A 17,034-nucleotide genomic window follows, 5' to 3' on the forward strand; every position below is an offset into this window, starting at 1 on the left:
GTCGTCGCGCGTCGTCATCATCCGATCCTCTCGCCGACCAGGTCGCCCAGCAGACCCGCCGTGCGCCCAGGCCACTCCGCGGGCGCGAGGTGCGCCGCGGCATCGATGACGACCAGCCGTCCGTGCCGGACGCCGTGGGCCAACTCCCCGACGACGTCGGGTGGCGTGGCCGGGTCGTGGCCGCCCGCGACGGCGATCACGGGCGCTCCGATCTCGCCGAGCCGCGCCCGGACGTCGAACCTGGACACGGCCCCGCAGACGGCGGCGTACCCGAACCGGTCGGCGGCCTGGAGCGAGGCGAGCAGCCGCGTCCCGACGTCCGGCGCCCGCTCGAGGAAGCCGGGCGCGAACCAGCGCGCCGCGGCCGCCGTCACCTGCGTGGGCGTGCCCGCCGACGCGACCAGCTCCGCCCGCTCGTGCCACGCCCCCGGCTCGCCGAAGCGCGCCGCCGTGCAGCACAGGAGCGCGCCGCGCGCCCGGTCGGGGACGTCGAGCAGCAACTGCTGCCCGACCGCGCCGCCCACCGAGACCCCCGCGTACCAGAACGGCGCGCCCGGGTCGCCGCGCTCGTCCTGGGCGCGGTCCACGAGCCCGAGCACCGCCGTCGCCAGGTTCTCGACCGTCAGCGCGTCGAGCGACCCGGGCGCGACGGCCGGCGCCGTCCCGTGCCCCGGCAGGTCCCAGCCGAGCAGGTCCAGCTCGTCGGACAGGAGGGGCACGACGTCGTGCCACACCGCGGTCACCGACGTCCCCAGCGACGGACCCAGCACCACCAGCGGGCGCGACGCGTCTCGCACGGCGAAGGCGACCGCGCCGAGCTCCGGCGCGGTCACCACGCACCCCCGGCGCGCTCGCCGGACGGGCCGGTTGCCGGCGCGTACCGGCTGAGCACGCGGTCGACGACGGCGGTCGCGGCCCCGACGTCGACGACGCCGTCAGCGCCGGCCCGCGCACCTCCGGCCTCCTCGTCTCCGGGCGCCTCGTCGCCGGGCTCCTCCTCGTCTGCGCCAGCCGAGCCCGGCCCGAGCCCGAGCTGCTGACGCAGGTTCCCGGCGACGGCGTCGGCGACGACCTCGAGGCCCTCGAGCAGCTCGGCAGCGGCGTGCGACGCCGCGACGGCGTGCCGGGCGAGCTGCTGCAGCGCGGCCCACTCGGCGTGCCAGGCGCCGTCGGGCCGCTCGTCCACCGCCTGCCCGGCGCTCGCCGCAACCTGGGCCAGCAGCGCCGGCGCCGCCAACGCCGACCGGCGCACCAGCACCGACAGCACCGGGTTCCGCTTGTGCGCCATCGCCGACGACGCGCCACGACCGGGCGCCGCCGGCTCCCGCAGCTCGCCCACCTCCGCGCGGGCGCCGACCAGGACGTCGGCCGCCACCGTCCCCAGGGCGGCGCACGTCTCCGCGAGCGCCGCGGCCGCGCGCAGGACCGGGAACCGCGTGACGTGCCACGGCCCCGCCGTCACCGGGAGCCCCAGCTCCGCCGCCCAGGCGTCGACGAGGCCGGTGGCACCGGGCGGCGCGTTCTCGACAGGCTCGACCGGCGGCGGGACCGGCGCGGTCTCGACAGGCTCGACCGACGAACCAGGCTCGCCCGACGAACCAGGCTCGAACGGTGCTCCCAGCGCCAGGGTTCCTGCGAGCGTGCCGGCCGCCCCGCCGTAGGCGAGCGGGAGCTCGGCCGCAGCCCGGTCGAGCGCCGCGCGCGACTCCGCCACCGCCTGCAGCCACCCCGCGCACCGGGCGCCGAGGGTGGTCGGCACCGCGGGCTGGGTGAGGGTCCGGCCCAGGGCGGGCACCTCGCGGTAGCGCCGGGCCAGCGCCGCGGTCGCGGCCACGGCCCGCCCCAGCGCGGCATCCGACACCCGGGCGGCGTCGCGCAGCACCAGGACGAGCGCGGTGTCGAGCACGTCCTGCGACGTCAGGCCCGCGTGCACGGCCCCCACGACCCGCGCGGCCGCCGCCTCGCGGCCGGCCGCGTCCGTACCGCCCGGACCGCCGTCCGCCGTCGCGACAGGCGCGGCCTCGCCGTCCGCCGACCCGCCGTCCGCCGACCCGCCGTCAGCCGACCCGCCGTCAGCCGACCCGCCGTCAGCCGACCCCCCGTCAGCCGCCACCGTGCCGCCGGGACCGGGCGCACGTGCGGCGGTCTGCACTTCGGCGCGCAGGCGCGCGAGCAGCGGGATGACGGGGTTGCCGCCGCCTGCGGCCACGCGCGCCACGTCGGTCGCGAGCGCGAGGGCCGCCGTGTCGTCGTCCGCGAGCCGCCGCGCCGCGTCGTCCACCAGCGCCGCGACCTCCGGCCCGACGACGCCGCAGCGGGCCTGCGCGCGCACCCACGCGGCCTCGGCGGCGAGCAGCGCCCGCAGGACGGCCACGTCGTCGGTGACCCCCGCCGGCGACCCCGGCGCGAGATCCGCGCCCGGCGTGAGCAGGCCGACGTCAGGCACGGGTCTCGCCAAGCGGGTCCTGAGCCTGTCGAAGAGCGACCGGCGGAGTGGTCTCGACAGGCTCGACCGGCGGGGTGACGACGGCACCACTCGGGTCGGCCAGCTCGAGCGGGTCGGACGGCGGGCCGGCGGCCGAGCCCCGCACGATCCCGTGCGCCGAGTCCGACAGCGGGTCGGGCACCGCGTGCCCGGGCGTGCCCTTGCCGAGGTCGAGGAACACGGTCTCGCCTTCCCCCTGCAGCCGGACGTCGAACCCGAGAGACCCGTCGGGCTCACGCGTTGCCATGAGGGTCGCACGCCGCTCGGGCTCGAGCGCGGCGAGGAGCGGGTCGGCGGCGAGCGCCGCCGCCCGGTCCGGGCCGCCGTCGTCGGGCAGGTAGATCCGCGTGAACAGCCGGTCCGTCAGCCCGCGAGCGAAGACGGCGACGGCGAACATCGCCGGCCGGCGTGGCCCGGAAGGGGACGGCGTCGTCGGACCGGGCTCGAGGGTGCGGAACCACCAGCCGCCCTCGCGGTCGGTCGCGGCGCGCCCCCAGCCGGTGAACGTGCCGTCGCGCCAGATCGCGCCGGAGCGCTGCACGACGGCGCCGGACGGGTCTGCCTGCCACAGCTCGAGCATCGCGTCGGGCACAGGGCGGCCGGCGCCGTCGAGCACCCGCCCGTGCAGCCGCACGGCCCCCGGCGTGCCGGGCTCGACCAGCTCGTTGCCCCGCTCGTACGGCAGCGCGTACCCGAAGAACGGGCCGACGGTCTGCCCGGGGGTGGGGCGCAGCATCGCGTCACTCATCGCCGTCCTCCGGCTCGGTCCACGTGCGGCTCGACCCCGACAGCACGATGTCCCAGCGGTAGCCGGTGGCCCACTCGTGCGTCGTCAGGGCGTGGTCGTAGACGGCGACGAGCCGGTCGCGTGCCCGCGGGTCGCGGATCGACTGGTAGATGGGGTCGAGGGCGAACAGCGGGTCGCCGGGGAAGTACATCTGCGTCACGGTCCGCTGCGTGAAGTCCGTGCCGAACAGGGAGAAGTGGATGTGCGCCGGCCGCCACGCGTTGACGTGGTTCTTCCACGGGTACGGGCCGGGCTTGATGGTGGTGAAGCGGTACCAGCCGTCGTCGTCGGTGAGGACGCGGCCCACCCCGGTGAAGTTCGGGTCGATCGGGGCGGGGTGCTGGTCGCGCTTGTGGAGGTAGCGCCCGCCGGCGTTCGCCTGCCACACCTCGACGAGCTGTCCGCGCACCGGCCGGCCGGCGCCGTCGACGACGCGGCCCGCGACGACGATGCGCTCCCCGATCGGCTCGCCGCCGTGCTGGACGGTGAGGTCCGCCTCGAGCGGGCCGATGTCCCGCTCGCCGAAGACGGGCGAGAACAGCTCGATGGTCTCCGGGTCAGCGTGGTGCAGATCCTTCGTGGGGTGCCGCAGCAGCGAGCTGCGGTACGGCGCGAAGTCACGCACGGGGCCGGTCTCCTCCGGGCCCGCCGCGTCGACGTCTCCGGTGCGGGCGTCCCGGTAGGCCCGGTGGATCGCGCGGATCTCCTTCGTCAGGTCGGCCTGGCTCTCGGTCTCCGCGTCGAGCCGCACCTCGGGCGGCGCCTGCGGGTCGTGGATGCTCACATCGCTCCTTCCGTGATGATCGGGCCCCAGCCCGTGTAGCCCTCCGCGAGGAACCGGCGCCCGGCCTCGGAGTCGACGAGCGTGCGCAGCTCCGCCACGCGCCGCCTGGCCTCGAACCCGGACTCCGCCGGGTGCGAGTGCAGCATCCGGCTCATCCACGCGGAGAAGTGCTGCGCCCGCCACACCCGCTCCGAGACGCGGCGGCCGTACTCGTCGAGCAGGTCGTCGTCGGCGCGCCCGTTCCCGCCCCTCGCGAACCAGGTGGTCAGCACGTCGTGCAGCACGACGACGTCGGCGAGCGCCAGGTTGAGCCCCTTCGCGCCCGTGGGCGGGACGGTGTGCGCGGCGTCGCCCGCGAGCAGCATGCGTCCGTGCCGCACCGGCTCGACGACGGACGACCGGAACCGCAGCACCGACCGCTCCTCGACGGGCCCCTCGACGAGCCGGAACCCGTCGCCGCCCGCGACGCGCCGCTGCAGCTCGCCCCAGATCCGCTCGTCGTCCCAGCCGGAGGGGTCCTCGTCGGGGTCGCACTGGAAGTAGAGCCGCTGGTGGGTCTCGGTGCGCTGGCTGATCAGCGCGAAGCCGTGCTCGGAGGCGGTGTAGACGAGCTCCGGGGCGCTGCGCGGCGCCTCGACGATGACGCCGAACCAGGCGTACGGGTACTCGTGCACGTAGTGCCGGCGCAGGGACTCGGGCAGGGTGTGCCGGCACGTCGAGTGCGAGCCGTCCGCGCCGACGAGGACGTCGCAGCGCAGCTCGCGCTCGGTCCCGCCGGCAGCGCCGCCGGCGTCCGTCCACCGCACCCCGGGATGGTCGGTCCCCAGGTCGAGGACCTCGGTGACCTCGGCCTGCCAGCGCACGTCGCCGCCGTCGGCCGCGCGGCGGTCGGCGAGGTCCGTGAAGACCTCCGTCTGCGGGTACAGCCAGACAGCGCGGCCGGTGAGGCCGTGCAGGTCGATGCGGTGGCTCTCGCCGTCGAACCGCAGCGCGATGCCGTCGTGCCGGTCGCCCTCGCGCAGCACGCGGTCCAGGCCGGCGTCCACCAGCGTCGACACCGAGCTGGCCTCGAGGATGCCGGCCCGGGTGGTGCGGTAGATCTCGTCGCGCGTGCGCGACTCCAACACCACGTGCTCGATGCCGGACGTGTGCAGCAGGTGCGACAGCAGCAGGCCCGCGGGGCCGCCGCCCACGATCGCGACCGGCGTGTGCTCGACGGTTCCGGGCGTCGAGCCCGTCATGACGCACCCCCCAGCGCGAGGCCGAGCAGCTCCTCCAGCTCGGCGTGCGAGACGCCGAAGCGCTCGACCACGACCGCCCTCCCGTCCGGGTCGCAGCCGGGCCCGACGTCGAGCACCGCCCGGTCCGTGTACACGCGCGACACGCACGCCAGCCCGGTGAGGGGCAGCGTGCAGTCGCCCACCAGCTTGGGCCCGCCCTCCTTGGTGAGCAGCGACATCATCACGACCGTGCGGCGAGCCCCCACGGCGAGGTCCATGGCCCCGCCGACGGCGGGGATCGCGTCGGGCGCGCCGGTGGACCAGTTGGCCAGGTCGCCGCGCACGGAGACCTGGAACGCGCCGAGCACGCACACGTCGATGTGCCCGCCGCGCATCATCGCGAACGAGTCGGCCTGGTGGAAGTACGACGCCCCGGGCAGCTCGGTGACCGGCACCTTGCCGGCGTTGATCAGTTCCGGGTCGACGTCGTCCGGAGCCGGCCGCGGCCCCATGCCGAGCATCCCGTTCTCCGTGTGCAGCGTGACGCCGGAGCCGGGCGGCAGGTGGTCGCCGACGAGCGTCGGCAGGCCGATGCCGAGGTTGACGTACGCGCCGGCAGGGATGTCCGCGGCGACGCGCGCCGCCATCTGGTCCTTCGTGAGCGTCGCGCCCGCCGGCGTGGTCGTGCCCGTCATGCGCCCACCCCCGCGATCGCCGTCCCGCCGTCGAGGGCCACGACGGCCTCGACGTAGATGCCGGGCGTCACGACGGCCTCCGGGTCGAGCGCCCCCGCGGGCACGACCTCGCGCACCTGCGCCACCGTGCGCCGGGCGGCCGTGGCCATCACCGGCCCGAAGTTGCGCGCCGTGCGGCGGTAGACGAGGTTGCCCGCGGCGTCGGCGCGGTGCGCCTTGACCAGCGCGACGTCGGCGCGGATCGGCGTCTCCAGGACCATGGGGACGCCGTCGAGCACGCGCGTCTCCTTGCCCTCGGCCAACGGCGTGCCGTAGCCGGTGGGCGTGAAGAACGCGCCGATGCCCGCGCCCGCGGCACGGATGCGCTCGGCGAGGTTGCCCTGCGGCACCAGCTCGAGCTCGATGCGCCCGGCCCGGTACGCGGCGTCGAAGTGCCACGAGTCCACCTGCCGGGGGAACGAGCAGACGATGCGCCGCACCCGGCCGTCACGCACCAGCCGCGCGAGCGCGTCGTCGCCGTTGCCGGCGTTGTTGCTGACGACCACGAGCCCGGTGGCGCCGTGGGCCAGCAACGCCTCGACCAGCTCGACCGGCTGTCCGGCGGGGCCGAACCCGCCGATCATCACGGTCGCGCCGTCCGGCACCTCCCCCAGCGCCTCGAGCGCCGACGCCGCGACCCGGGTCATGCGTCCCCCGTCCCGTGCTGCCGCCCGCCGTTCCCGGGGCCGCTGACGTTCTCCAGCACGACGGCGGTGCCCTGCCCGACGCCGATGCACAGCGCCGCGACGCCCCACCGCGCGCCCGACGCCTGCAGGCGGCGGGCCAGCGTGCCGAGAACCCGTGTGCCCGACGCGCCCAGCGGGTGGCCGAGGGCGACGGCGCCGCCCCAGGCGTTGACGAGGTCCACGTCCACCTCCCACGCGTCCGTGCACGCGAGCGCCTGCGCGGCGAAGGCCTCGTTCAGCTCGACGGCGCCGACGTCGTCCCAGGTGATGCCGGACCGCTCGATCGCGCGGTTCACGGCCTCGACCGGCGCGGCGCCGAAGTACTGCGGCTCGCCCGCCACCGTGGCCCGGCCCGCGATCCGCGCGAGCGGGTCCAGTCCCGTGAGCCCCGCCGCGCGGGCCGACCCGATCAGCGCCGCCGACGCACCGTCCGACAGCGGGGAGGCGTTGCCGGCGGTGACGGTGCCGTCGTCGCGGAACGACGGCGCCAGCGCGGCCAGCTTCCCGAGCGACGTGTCCGGCCGGATCGCCTCGTCACGACGCAGGTCGGTGCCGGGCACCGGGGCGACCAGGTCGTCGTAGCGCCCGGCCTCCCACGCGCGTGCGGCGAGGGTGTGGCTGCGCAGCGCGAACGCGTCCTGCCGCTCGCGCGAGACGCCGTGCTTCTCCCGGAGCCGCTCCGTCGCCTCGCCCAGCGACACCGTCCAGTCGGGCTCCATCCGAGGGTTGACCAGCCGCCAGCCGAGCGTCGTGGAGACGAGCGCCGCGTCGCCGGCCGGGAACGGCCGCCCCGGCTTGGGCAGCACCCACGGCGCCCGCGACATCGACTCGACGCCGCCGGAGACGACGACGTCGGCGTCGCCGGTCTCGACCGCCCGCGCCGCCTGGACCACCGCCTCCAGCGACGACCCGCACAGCCGGTTCACCGTGGCGCCGGGCACGGACAGCGGCAGCCCGGCGAGCAGCACGGCCATGCGCGCGACGTCGCGGTTCTCCTCCCCCGCACCGTTCGCGTTGCCGAGGATCACGTCGTCGACCGCGGCCGGGTCGAGGCCGGGCGCGCGCCGCACCTGCTCGCCGACGACGAACGCGGCGAGGTCGTCCGGCCGCACGCCCGCGAGCGCGCCGCCGTACCGGCCGAACGGCGTGCGGACCGCGTCGTACACGTAGGCGTCGGTCACGTCGCCGGGCCTGGTTCGCGGCATGGTTCTCGGCATCGCGCTCCGCTCCTCACCTGATGCGCGCCAGGTCGGCCTCGATCTGCTTCGCCGCGGACAGCAGCGGCGGCAGGATGTCGTCGGTGATCTCGGCGACGTCGCCGCGCCGCACCGGGGCGGACACGTTGACGGCGGCCACGACCGCGCCCCGCGCGTCCCGGAGGGGCGCGGCCGCGGACCGCAGCCCCTCCTCCAGCTCCTGGTCGACGAGCGCCCACCCCGCCTCCCGCACCCGGTCCAGGGCGGCGCGCAGCTTTCCCGCCGACGTCACGGTGTGCGCGGTGAGCGCGGGCAGCTCGGCGGACGCGAGGAACGCCTCCCGCTCGTCCTCGGGCAGGTTCGCGAGGATCGCCCGGCCCATCGACGTCGCGAACGCGGGGAACCGCGTGCCGACGCGGATCGCGGCGGACATGATGCGGTGCGTCGCGACGCGCGCCACGTAGACGATGTCGGTGCCGTCGAGCACCGCGACCGACGACGACTCGCCCACCTGGTCGGACAGCCGCTCCAGGTGCGGTGCGGCGACGTCCGGCAGCGAGAGGCTCGACAGGTAGGCGTAGCCGAGGTCGAGCACGGCGGGCCGCAGGGCGAACTCGCGGCCGTCGAAGCGCACGTACCCCAGCTCGACCAGCGTGTGCAGGAACCGGCGCGCGGACGCGCGGCTGAGCCCGGTCTCGCGCGCGACGTCGCTCAGCGTCAGGGACGGCCGGCGCGCGCCGAACGCGCGGATCACCGCGAGGCCGCGGTCGAGCGACTGCACGAACTCGCCCGAGCGGGCCGGGCCCTCCGCCTCAGCCGGCATGGGTCAGCCGTGCGTCGGCCAGGGAGCGCACGCCCTTCTTCGCCTGCTGCACCAGCTCGTAGACGTGCGTGCGCAGCCGGGCGAACTCGGGCGCCCCACGGGTCTCGAGCTGGTCGCGCACCGGCCCGAGGTCGACCCGCACGTCCTCGAGCAGCACCGTCGGGCGGGCGGAGAGGACCAGCACCCGCTCGCCGAGGTAGATCGCCTCGTCGATGTCGTGCGTCACGAACACGACGGTCACGCCGAGCCGCGTCCACAGCGCGCGGACCAGGTCCTCGAGCTCGAACCGGGTCTGCGCGTCGACGGCCGCGAACGGCTCGTCCATGAGCAGCACCTGCGGCTCGTACGCGGCGGCCCGGGCGATGGCCACGCGCTGCTGCATACCGCCGGACAGCTGCCACGGGTACGACCGTGGCACGTCGGCGAGCCCCACCGCCTCGAGCGCCTCGGCGACGAGCCGCGTGCGCTCGGCCTTGGGCACGCCCTTCTCCGCAAGGGGGAGTCGCACGTTCTGCTCGACCGTCATCCACGGAAACAGCGAGCGCCCGTACTCCTGCAGGACGACGGCCATGCCGGGTGGCGGCTCGGTCACCGGGCTGCCCGCGAGCTCGATGTCGCCCGCGGTCGCCGGCAGCAGCCCGGCCAGGCAGCGCAGCAACGTCGTCTTGCCCGCGCCGGACGGGCCGACGACGCACACCAGCTCACCGGGAGCGACCCGGAACGACAGGTCGGCGATCGCCTCGACCGGCTCGCCGCGGCCGGCGTAGACCTTGTTCAGGCCGCGGACCTCGAGCATCGAGCCGGGCTGGTCGGTGGGCATCTAGGCACCTCCGCGCTGGGACCGCAGGTACCCGTGGTACCAGGCGAGGATCGCGTCGGTCACGACCCGGAAGACGAGGGACAGCACGACGCCGAGCAGCCCCAGGATGATGACGCCGCTCCACATCTCGGGGATGGCGAAGCTGCGCTGGAACTGGACCACCGAGAAGCCGAGGCCGTCGCGGGCCGCGAACATCTCGCTGATGACCATGAGGATGATCGCGATCGACAGCGCCTGCCGCGCGCCCGTGACGATCTGCGGGCCCGCGCCCGGCAGCATGAGGCGCCGCGCCCGGGACCAGGCCCCGAGGCGGTAGGCGCGCGCCGTGTCCTTGAGCACCGGGTCGAGGCCTCGGACGCCCTCGACCGTGTTGAGCAGGATCGGCCACAGGGCGCCGGTCGCGATGACGAACACGCGCATCGTGGTGCCGATGCCGAAGAAGAGCATGAGCACCGGCACCATGACGGGCGGCGGGATGGCGCGGAAGAACTCCAGCACCGGCTCGGCGAAGTCGCGCAGCGGCTTGATGGCGCCGATGAGCGCGCCGAGCGCGATGCCGACGACGAGCGCGACGGCGTACCCCATGAGGAGCCGCCCGACGCTCGGCAGGATGTCCTGGACGAACCGGGTGTCGGCGAACGTGTCGCCCGAGAACCAGGTGGGTCCGATCGTGGCGACGATCTCCGACAGCGGCGGGTTGTAGGGCGAGACGCTGTCCGCCGTCGCGAACCACCACGCGGCGAGCAGGATCAGCGGCAGCCCGACGACGTAGAGCACGGACCGCACGACGCTCCAGGTGGCGCTCATGCCGGTACCTCCCCGCGCACGGACGGGTGCCAGAACAGCGTGCGCCGCTCGAGCGCGCGGGCGAGCAGGTTGATCACGACGCCGAGCAGGCCCGCCACGACCACCAGCGCGTACATCGACGGGACCGCGCCCGACTCGCGGGCCGTCGCGAGCAGGTTGCCGATGCCGGGGGTGCCGATGAGCATCTCGCCCGTGACCGTGAGGATCAGCGCGACCGCCGCGCCGAGCCGCACGCCGGTCATGACGTACGGCAGCGCGGTGGGCCAGACGAGGGTGCGCACGCGGGCGCGCACGGAGAACCGGTACGACCGGGCCGTGTCGCTCGCGACCGGGTCGACGTCGCGCACGCCCGCCAGCACCTGGATGAGCACCTGCCAGAACGACGCGTACACCACCAGGAGGAGCGTCGCCTCCATCCCGTTGCCCCACAGCAGCACGGCGATCGGGATGAGCGCGACCGACGGCACCGGGCGCAGGAACTCGATCGTCGACGCGGTGGCGGCCCGCAGGAACGGGACCATGCCGATGATCACGCCGAGCACGACGCCCGCGGCCACCGAGATCGCCAGCCCGGTGATCCAGGTGACGAGGGTGTCGCCGAGGGCCACCCAGAACTCCGGCGTCTGCAGCCGCTCGGCCAGCGCCTGGAGGATGACCGACGTCGGGGGCAGGTAGTCGGGGTTCACCAGGCCCGTGCGGGGCACGACCTCCACGACCAGCATCAGCGTGACGACGCCCGCCGCGCCCAGCGCCCAGGAGGGCATGCCGGCCCGGCGGCCGCGCGGGGCGGCGCGCGCCGTCATGGGAGCGCCGTCATGGGAGGAGCGCCGACACGTCGACGGGCTCGGAGAAGACGCCGTACTCCAGGCCCAGGTCGGCGTGGAGCTGCAGCTGCGCCTGGTCGAGCTCCGGCGTGAACCGGGGCATGACCATCGCCTCCTTCACCTCCGGGGCGATCTCGGTGTAGCTGTCGAGGACCGCCCGCGTCTCGTCGGGGTTCTCCTCGGCGTAGGCGAGGGACCGCTCCATCGCGGCGGTGAAGGCGTCGACGGTGTCGGGATCCTCCGTGATCTGCTGGTCCGACGTGAAGTAGGTGGCGATGAGCAGGTCCGGATCCACCTCGGCGTAGTTCCAGGTGACCGGCACGGCGCCGTCCTGCATCGCCATCGTCAGGTGCGGCTCGAGGATCCACGCCGCGTCCACCTGGCCGGACGTGACGGCCGCGGGCATGTCGGGGAAGCCCATCTCGACGAACTCCACGGCCGACGGGTCGCCGCCGTCGTCGTCCACGACCTTGCGGATCGTGGTGTCGCCGATGTTGTTGAGCGTGTTGACGGCGACCGTGCGGCCCGCGAGGTCGGCGGCGGTCGCGATGCCCGTGTCCGGCATCGTGACGACGGCCCCGAAGTCGGCGCCGACCTCGCCGGTCGAGATGTTGCCGGGCGCCACGATCTTCAGGGGCAGGTTCTCCTGGGAGGCGAGCAGGAGCGACGTGACGTTGCTGAACCCGAACTGGTACTCGCCGCTGACGACGGCGGGCACGATGGCGGCGCCGCCCTGCGCCAGCTCGAGCGTGACGTCGAGCCCCTCCTCTTCGAAGAACCCCTGCTCCACCCCCAGGTAGATGGGGGCCACGTCCACGATGGGGATGACGCCCACGGTGACGGGCGTGAGCCCGCCGTCTCCCGACGCCGCGGGGTCGGGCTCCTCGGACGAGCCGCCGCAGGCGGCGAGGGCCAGGGCTGCCGCCGCGACGGCGGCGGTCTCCACGATGCGGCGCACGGTGTTCTCCCTTGAACGTTCCGGCACGGAGTGGACCAGGAACTGGTCCGTTCTCCGAACGAGTGTGCTGAGAGTGAACATAGTGGCGGCGATCACACCGGTCAACGGTTCCCGACGTCGGGGGACCCGTCTCCCCCGCCAAGGGGAGGACCCGCGCGGTCGGCGGCGGGAGCGTGGAACCACGCAGTCCCCCGACGAGAGGCACCACGATGACCGCCCCGTTCGTCCCGCACCACCCCCTGGCCCGCGCCGCCGGACCCGGCCGGCGGCTCGCCGCCGTCGCGCTCGCCACGTCGGCCGCGACGGCGGCCCTCGTCGCGTTCTTCGCCGCACGGCCCGACGTCAACCCGTTCCTCGAGGTCGACAACACGCTCGGACGGACACTCCTGCCGGGCCCGCTCCTCACGGCGATCCTCCTCGCGACGGCGCTCCTCGGCGTGGCGACCGCGGCGGCGGCGCTGGCCCGCGGCACCGCCCGAGCAGCCGAGGGCGTCGTCGCGCCCGTCGCCGTCCTCCAGGTGGTCGCCTTCGGGTTCCTCGCCCAGGGCTTCGGGACGCTGAGCGTGGCCGGCTACATCGTCGCGCTGACGGTGCCGGTCCTCGCCGTGTGGGCAGGGGCGCAGGTGTTCCGGACCCGGCCCCCGTGGCGGATCCCGCTCGCGCTGGCGGGCGTGGCCGCCGTCGTCGGGATCGTCGTCGCCCGCCACGACTTCGCCATCTGGCTCGGCCGCGTCGCGAGCGGGTTCGCGCGCGAGCGCTGGGGGATCCTCGCCGTGCTGCTCCCGCTCGCGACGGCGGCGGCGTGGGCAGGGCTCGCGCTCGTGCGCGCCTGGCGCCGCGGCTCGCTCCGACGCGCCACCACCTGGGTGACGCGCCACCGGCGGCTCTTCACGATCCTCGCGGCGCTCGGCCCGCTGCCCTACGCCCTCGCCCGCCTCACGTGGCTGACCCCGTGGCCGCAGCTCGGCGACGCCGAGCTGCTCACGCTCGCCACCAAGATCCAGGGTCTGGCGCTCTCGTCCGGAGCCTGGGCGGGCATCATCCTCACGCTCGGCCTGATCCTGCCGTGGGGCGAACGGTTCCCCCGCTGGTTCCCGCGCCGCGCGGGGCAGCCCGTGCCGCCCGCCGCGGCGATCGTCCCCGGCGGGATCGTGGCCGTCATGCTGTGCGGCGCCGCGATCCCGATGCTCCTCATGATGGGCTGGCTCGGCGCCGTGTACTTCCCTGCGTGGTTCTGGGGCCCGACGCTCGCCCTGGCGGTCTGGGGCTATGCCGGGCACCGCGCCGGCGTCGGCGCCCCCGAGGCCGGCGCCCCCGAGGTCGGCGCCGGAGACGTCAACGCCGGAGCGCCCGCCCCGCCCGCTCCCGCAGCTCGTCGCTGAGGCGCACGTCGCCGTCGTCATGGGCGACGAGCAGCGCCTTGGCGGCGTCGGCGGCGTCGGGCGCGCCGTCGAGGCGGTTCCACGCCCCGAACCAGTCCGCGGCGGTGACGCCGTGGGTGGGCCGGTGCACCACCTCGACGGCGTCGCCCGCGCCGAGGTCGCCGTTCTCGACCACCCGCAGGTAGGCCCCGGTCCGGTTGGCCTGGGTGAACCGCCGCACCCAGCGGGGCGGCGAGCCCAGGCGCCGGGCGAACGTCTGGCACGGCGTGCGCGGCTGCGTCACCTCCAGCAGCGCGGTCCCGACCCGCCAGCGCTCGCCGATGACGGCGTCGCTCACCGCCAGCCCGCGCGTGCGCAGGTTCTCGCCGAACAGGCCCGGCGTCACCTCGTACCCGAGCTCGGCACCCCAGGCCTCGGCGTCCTCCTGGGAGTAGGCGTACACGGCCTGGTCGGGGCCGCCGTGGTTCTCGCGGTCGGCCTGCACGTCGGCGTAGAGCCCGAACCGGCGGGCCTTGACCCGCCCGTCCACCGGGCGCTTGTCGATCGCGGTCACGCCGACCGTCCCGGCGTCGGGCAGCAGGGCGTGGACGCGGCAGACGGCGAGGAGCTCGGGCACGGCCCCATTCTGCCGCCCGTCGAGCATTCCGTCGGAGGAGCCTGCGCCGCCCTGAACGTGTCGGCGGGTCGAGACCTCGGCGCGGTCTCGACAGGCTCAACCGCCGCGCGGCCACTTACGGTGGTGCATGTGACGGTGCCCCACGACCAGCGCCCCGACCTGCCCCACGTCGTCGTCGTGGGAGGAGGCTTCGGCGGGCTCGCCGTCGTCAAGGCTCTCGCCGGCGCCCCCGTGCGGGTCACGCTCGTCGAGCGCCGCGTCTACAACACGTTCCAGCCGCTGCTGTACCAGGTCGCGACCGGCGGGCTGAGCCCGGGCGACGTCACGTACTGGCTGCGGGGCCTGCGCCTGGCGCAGAAGAACGTGCGCGTGCTGCACGAGCACCTGGTCGGCGTCGACCACGACGCGCGCACGATCCTGCTGGCGAACGACGAGAAGATCGCGTTCGACTTCCTCGTGCTCGCGAACGGCGTGACCGTGAACTACTTCGGCACGCCCGGCGCCAAGGAGCACGCGTTCGGCATGTACTCGCGGTCGCAGGCGCTGAAGATCCGCGACCAGCTCTTCGTCCGGCTGGAGCGGTCGGCCTTCACGCCGGGGTCGGACGACGGGCTGCGCGTGGTCGTCGTGGGCGGCGGCGCGACCGGGGTCGAGGTGGCGGGCGCGCTCGCGGAGCTGCGCACCGCCGGGCTCGAGCCCGCGTACCCGGAGATCCACGGCGAGGCGTTCGAGATCACGATCGTGCAGCGCGGGCCCGACCTGCTGAAGTCCTTCCACCCGGGCCTGCGCTCGTACGCCGCGCGCGAGCTCGAGCGGCGCGGCGTCCGGCTGCGGCTTGGCGCCGGGGTCGCCGAGGTGCTGCCCGACGCCGTCGTTCTCACCGACGGCACGCGCCTCCGCTCCGACCTCACGGTGTGGTCCGCGGGAGTGGGCCCGCACCCTGAGGTGGACGACTGGGACCTGCCGCGCCGCAAGGGCGGCCGGATCGCCGTCGGCCCGGACCTGCAGGTCGAGGGGCGCCCGGGCGTCTTCGCCATCGGCGACATCGCCGAGACCCCCGACTGGCTGCCCCAGCTCGCGCAGCCCGCGATCCAGGGCGGGCAGCGGGCCGCCCACAACGTCCTCGCGCTCCTCGAGGGGCGGCCCACCGAGCCGCTGCGGTACCACGACAAGGGCACGATGGCGGTCATCGGGCGGCGCGCGGCCGTCGCCGAGATCACCGCACCGGGTCTGGCGTCGCCGCTGCGGCTCACCCGCGGCGCGGCCTGGCTGGTGTGGCTGTTCGTGCACGTGATGTCGCTGGTGGGGCCCCGCAACCGCGTCACGACCCTCGCCGGGCTGGTGACCCGCTACGGCTTCCCGTTCCACCGCCGGCCCATCCCCATCGTCGGCGACGTGCCGACGGTCCGGCCGGACAAGTCCGGGTGACGCCGGTCAGGCGCGGGCGCGCCGGACGCCGCGGGTGAGGGCGTAGACGCCGAGGATCACCACGACCAGCCCGGCCGTCGCGGCGAGCTGCGTGCGCGCGGCGGGGTCGGACAGCATCAGCCCGGCGAGCGCCACCAGCGCGGCCAGGGTGACCCAGCTGAGCCACGGGAAGCCCCACATCTTGAGCCGCATGGGCTCGCCGGCCCGCTCGGCGTCGGCCTCGAGCCGCGGCCGCAGGCGCAGCTGCGAGATCGTGATGAGCAGCCACACGACGAACAGCGCCGACCCGACGGCGTTCAGCAGGATCGACAGGATCGACTCCGGCAGCAGGTAGTTCAGCAGCACCGCGACGACGCCGAAGAACACCGACACGAGCACCGCCACCCACGGCACCTCACGGCGCGACACCTTCGTGACCGCCGACGGGGCGTCGTCGCGCTGGCCGAGCGAGAACAGCATCCGCGACGTGCCGTACACGTTGGCGTTGAAGGCGCTCAGCAGCGCCAGCACCACGACGACCTCCATGAGCCGCGCCGCGCCGTCGAACCCGGCCATCTGCAGCACGGAAACGAACGGGGACTCCAGGGCGGCGGCGTCGTCCCAGGGGATGAGCGTCACCATGATCGCGACGGAGCCGACGTAGAACAGCAGGATGCGCCACACGATCGTGCGCGTGGCGCGGGCGACGGCCGTGCGCGGGTCGCGGGCCTCGGCCGACGCGATCGCGACGATCTCGATACCGCCGAAGGCGAAGACCACGGTGAGCAGTCCGGCCGCGATGCCGGCCCAGCCGGCCGGCGCGAAGCCGCCGTGCGCGGCCCAGTCGCCGAGCACGCTGCCGGACACCGGGATCACGCCCACGACGATGAGCACGCCGACCACGAGGAAGCCGATGATCGCCGCGACCTTGATGAGGGCGAACCAGAACTCGGCCTCGCCGAACTGCCGCACGCCGACGAGGTTGATGCCGCCCAGCACGGCGACGACGACGGCCGCGACCGCCCACTGCGGCACGTCCGGCCACCAGCCGCTGACGATCCCCGCGACGCCCGTGACCTCGACGCCGAGCACCATGATGAGCATGAACCAGTACAGCCAGCCCAGCAGGAACCCGGCCCAGCGCCCGAGGGCGGCCTCCGCGTAGACGGAGAACGAGCCGGACGCGGGCAGCGCTGACGCCATCTCCGCGAGCATCCGCATCACCAGCACGACCAGCGCGCCCGCGATGGCATAGCTGACCAGGACAGCGGGCCCCGCCGTCGCGATGCCCACGCCCGAGCCGAGGAACAGGCCGGCCCCGATCGCGGAGCCGAGGCCCATCATCGTCAGGTGCCGCGTGCGCAGTCCGTGGGCGAGGTGGGCCTCGGACGGCGACCCGGGCGTCGGGGCGTCCTGCTGGTCGGTGGTAGTCACGGCGAACCACCGTAATACCTGGGCCGCGAGACGACGGAGCCGCACCGGTCAGTGAGACCGGTGCGGCTGCG

Annotated in this window: 17 protein-coding genes; 2 read left to right on the forward strand and 15 right to left on the reverse strand. The window is 75.1% G+C overall.

The window, feature by feature from the left end; genetic code table 11:
- Positions 1 to 17: 17 nt before the first annotated feature.
- From ABD254_RS08055 to ABD254_RS08115, 13 genes are read right to left on the reverse strand one after another with little or no spacing between them, the layout of a single operon-like run.
- Positions 18 to 833 (reverse strand): alpha/beta fold hydrolase, encoded by an 816-nt coding sequence (locus tag ABD254_RS08055; RefSeq protein WP_344247366.1) that lies wholly within the window; start codon positions 831 to 833, stop codon positions 18 to 20.
- Positions 830 to 2,446: a lyase family protein gene (locus ABD254_RS08060; protein WP_344247367.1), complete on the reverse strand. Its 1,617-nt coding sequence runs from the start codon at positions 2,444 to 2,446 to the stop codon at positions 830 to 832. The genes ABD254_RS08055 and ABD254_RS08060 overlap by 4 nt, the downstream gene beginning before the upstream one ends.
- A complete protein-coding gene (gene pcaG / locus ABD254_RS08065) occupies positions 2,439 to 3,233 on the reverse strand; it encodes a protocatechuate 3,4-dioxygenase subunit alpha (RefSeq protein WP_344247369.1) in 795 nt (264 codons plus the stop codon). Before pcaG ends, ABD254_RS08060 begins: the two co-directional genes overlap by 8 nt.
- Positions 3,226 to 4,050 carry a protocatechuate 3,4-dioxygenase subunit beta gene (gene pcaH, locus ABD254_RS08070; RefSeq protein WP_425553732.1) on the reverse strand — a complete coding sequence of 275 codons (825 nt, stop codon included), beginning with the start codon at positions 4,048 to 4,050 and terminating at the stop codon, positions 3,226 to 3,228. Before pcaH ends, pcaG begins: the two co-directional genes overlap by 8 nt.
- A 2-nt stretch (positions 4,051 to 4,052) precedes the next feature.
- Complete coding sequence (locus ABD254_RS08075; protein WP_344247373.1) at positions 4,053 to 5,297, reverse strand: 4-hydroxybenzoate 3-monooxygenase; 1,245 nt, start codon at positions 5,295 to 5,297, stop codon at positions 4,053 to 4,055.
- The gene (locus ABD254_RS08080; protein WP_344247375.1) at positions 5,294 to 5,971 is read right to left on the reverse strand and encodes a 3-oxoacid CoA-transferase subunit B; all 678 of its coding nucleotides are present in this window, start codon (positions 5,969 to 5,971) and stop codon (positions 5,294 to 5,296) included. Before ABD254_RS08080 ends, ABD254_RS08075 begins: the two co-directional genes overlap by 4 nt.
- A complete protein-coding gene (locus ABD254_RS08085) occupies positions 5,968 to 6,657 on the reverse strand; it encodes a 3-oxoacid CoA-transferase subunit A (protein ID WP_344247377.1) in 690 nt (229 codons plus the stop codon). The genes ABD254_RS08080 and ABD254_RS08085 overlap by 4 nt, the downstream gene beginning before the upstream one ends.
- Positions 6,654 to 7,877, reverse strand: a complete 1,224-nt coding sequence (locus tag ABD254_RS08090; protein ID WP_344248520.1) for a thiolase family protein — start codon at positions 7,875 to 7,877, stop codon at positions 6,654 to 6,656. Before ABD254_RS08090 ends, ABD254_RS08085 begins: the two co-directional genes overlap by 4 nt.
- Before the next feature lie 49 nt (positions 7,878 to 7,926).
- Positions 7,927 to 8,715, reverse strand: a complete 789-nt coding sequence (locus ABD254_RS08095) for an IclR family transcriptional regulator domain-containing protein (protein WP_344247379.1) — start codon at positions 8,713 to 8,715, stop codon at positions 7,927 to 7,929.
- The gene (locus tag ABD254_RS08100; RefSeq protein WP_344247381.1) at positions 8,705 to 9,535 is read right to left on the reverse strand and encodes an ABC transporter ATP-binding protein; all 831 of its coding nucleotides are present in this window, start codon (positions 9,533 to 9,535) and stop codon (positions 8,705 to 8,707) included. Before ABD254_RS08100 ends, ABD254_RS08095 begins: the two co-directional genes overlap by 11 nt.
- A complete protein-coding gene (locus ABD254_RS08105; RefSeq protein WP_344247383.1) occupies positions 9,536 to 10,342 on the reverse strand; it encodes an ABC transporter permease in 807 nt (268 codons plus the stop codon).
- On the reverse strand, positions 10,339 to 11,145 hold the full coding sequence (locus tag ABD254_RS08110) for an ABC transporter permease (RefSeq protein ID WP_344247385.1): 807 nt from the start codon (positions 11,143 to 11,145) through the stop codon (positions 10,339 to 10,341). The genes ABD254_RS08105 and ABD254_RS08110 overlap by 4 nt, the downstream gene beginning before the upstream one ends.
- A 10-nt stretch (positions 11,146 to 11,155) precedes the next feature.
- Entirely contained in the window at positions 11,156 to 12,124 is a 969-nt protein-coding gene (locus ABD254_RS08115; protein WP_344247387.1) for an ABC transporter substrate-binding protein, read from the reverse strand.
- A gap of 209 nt (positions 12,125 to 12,333) precedes the next feature.
- Here ABD254_RS08115 and ABD254_RS08120 point away from each other — a divergent pair, with 209 nt between their 5' ends.
- Positions 12,334 to 13,506 (forward strand): hypothetical protein, encoded by a 1,173-nt coding sequence (locus ABD254_RS08120; RefSeq protein ID WP_344247389.1) that lies wholly within the window; start codon positions 12,334 to 12,336, stop codon positions 13,504 to 13,506.
- On the opposite strand, the gene ABD254_RS08125 is transcribed toward ABD254_RS08120, so the two are convergent.
- Positions 13,460 to 14,122: an MOSC domain-containing protein gene (locus ABD254_RS08125; RefSeq protein WP_344247391.1), complete on the reverse strand. Its 663-nt coding sequence runs from the start codon at positions 14,120 to 14,122 to the stop codon at positions 13,460 to 13,462. The genes ABD254_RS08120 and ABD254_RS08125 overlap by 47 nt on opposite strands.
- 129 nt (positions 14,123 to 14,251) lie before the next feature.
- Here ABD254_RS08125 and ABD254_RS08130 point away from each other — a divergent pair, with 129 nt between their 5' ends.
- The gene (locus tag ABD254_RS08130; protein WP_344247393.1) at positions 14,252 to 15,550 is read left to right on the forward strand and encodes an NAD(P)/FAD-dependent oxidoreductase; all 1,299 of its coding nucleotides are present in this window, start codon (positions 14,252 to 14,254) and stop codon (positions 15,548 to 15,550) included.
- 6 nt (positions 15,551 to 15,556) lie between these two features.
- On the opposite strand, the gene ABD254_RS08135 is transcribed toward ABD254_RS08130, so the two are convergent.
- Positions 15,557 to 16,963, reverse strand: coding sequence for an amino acid permease (locus ABD254_RS08135; RefSeq protein WP_344247395.1), 1,407 nt, complete (start codon positions 16,961 to 16,963; stop codon positions 15,557 to 15,559).
- Positions 16,964 to 17,034 lie beyond the last annotated feature (71 nt).

Source organism: Isoptericola hypogeus (assembly GCF_039531145.1).
In the GTDB taxonomy this organism is placed as follows: domain Bacteria; phylum Actinomycetota; class Actinomycetes; order Actinomycetales; family Cellulomonadaceae; genus Isoptericola; species Isoptericola hypogeus.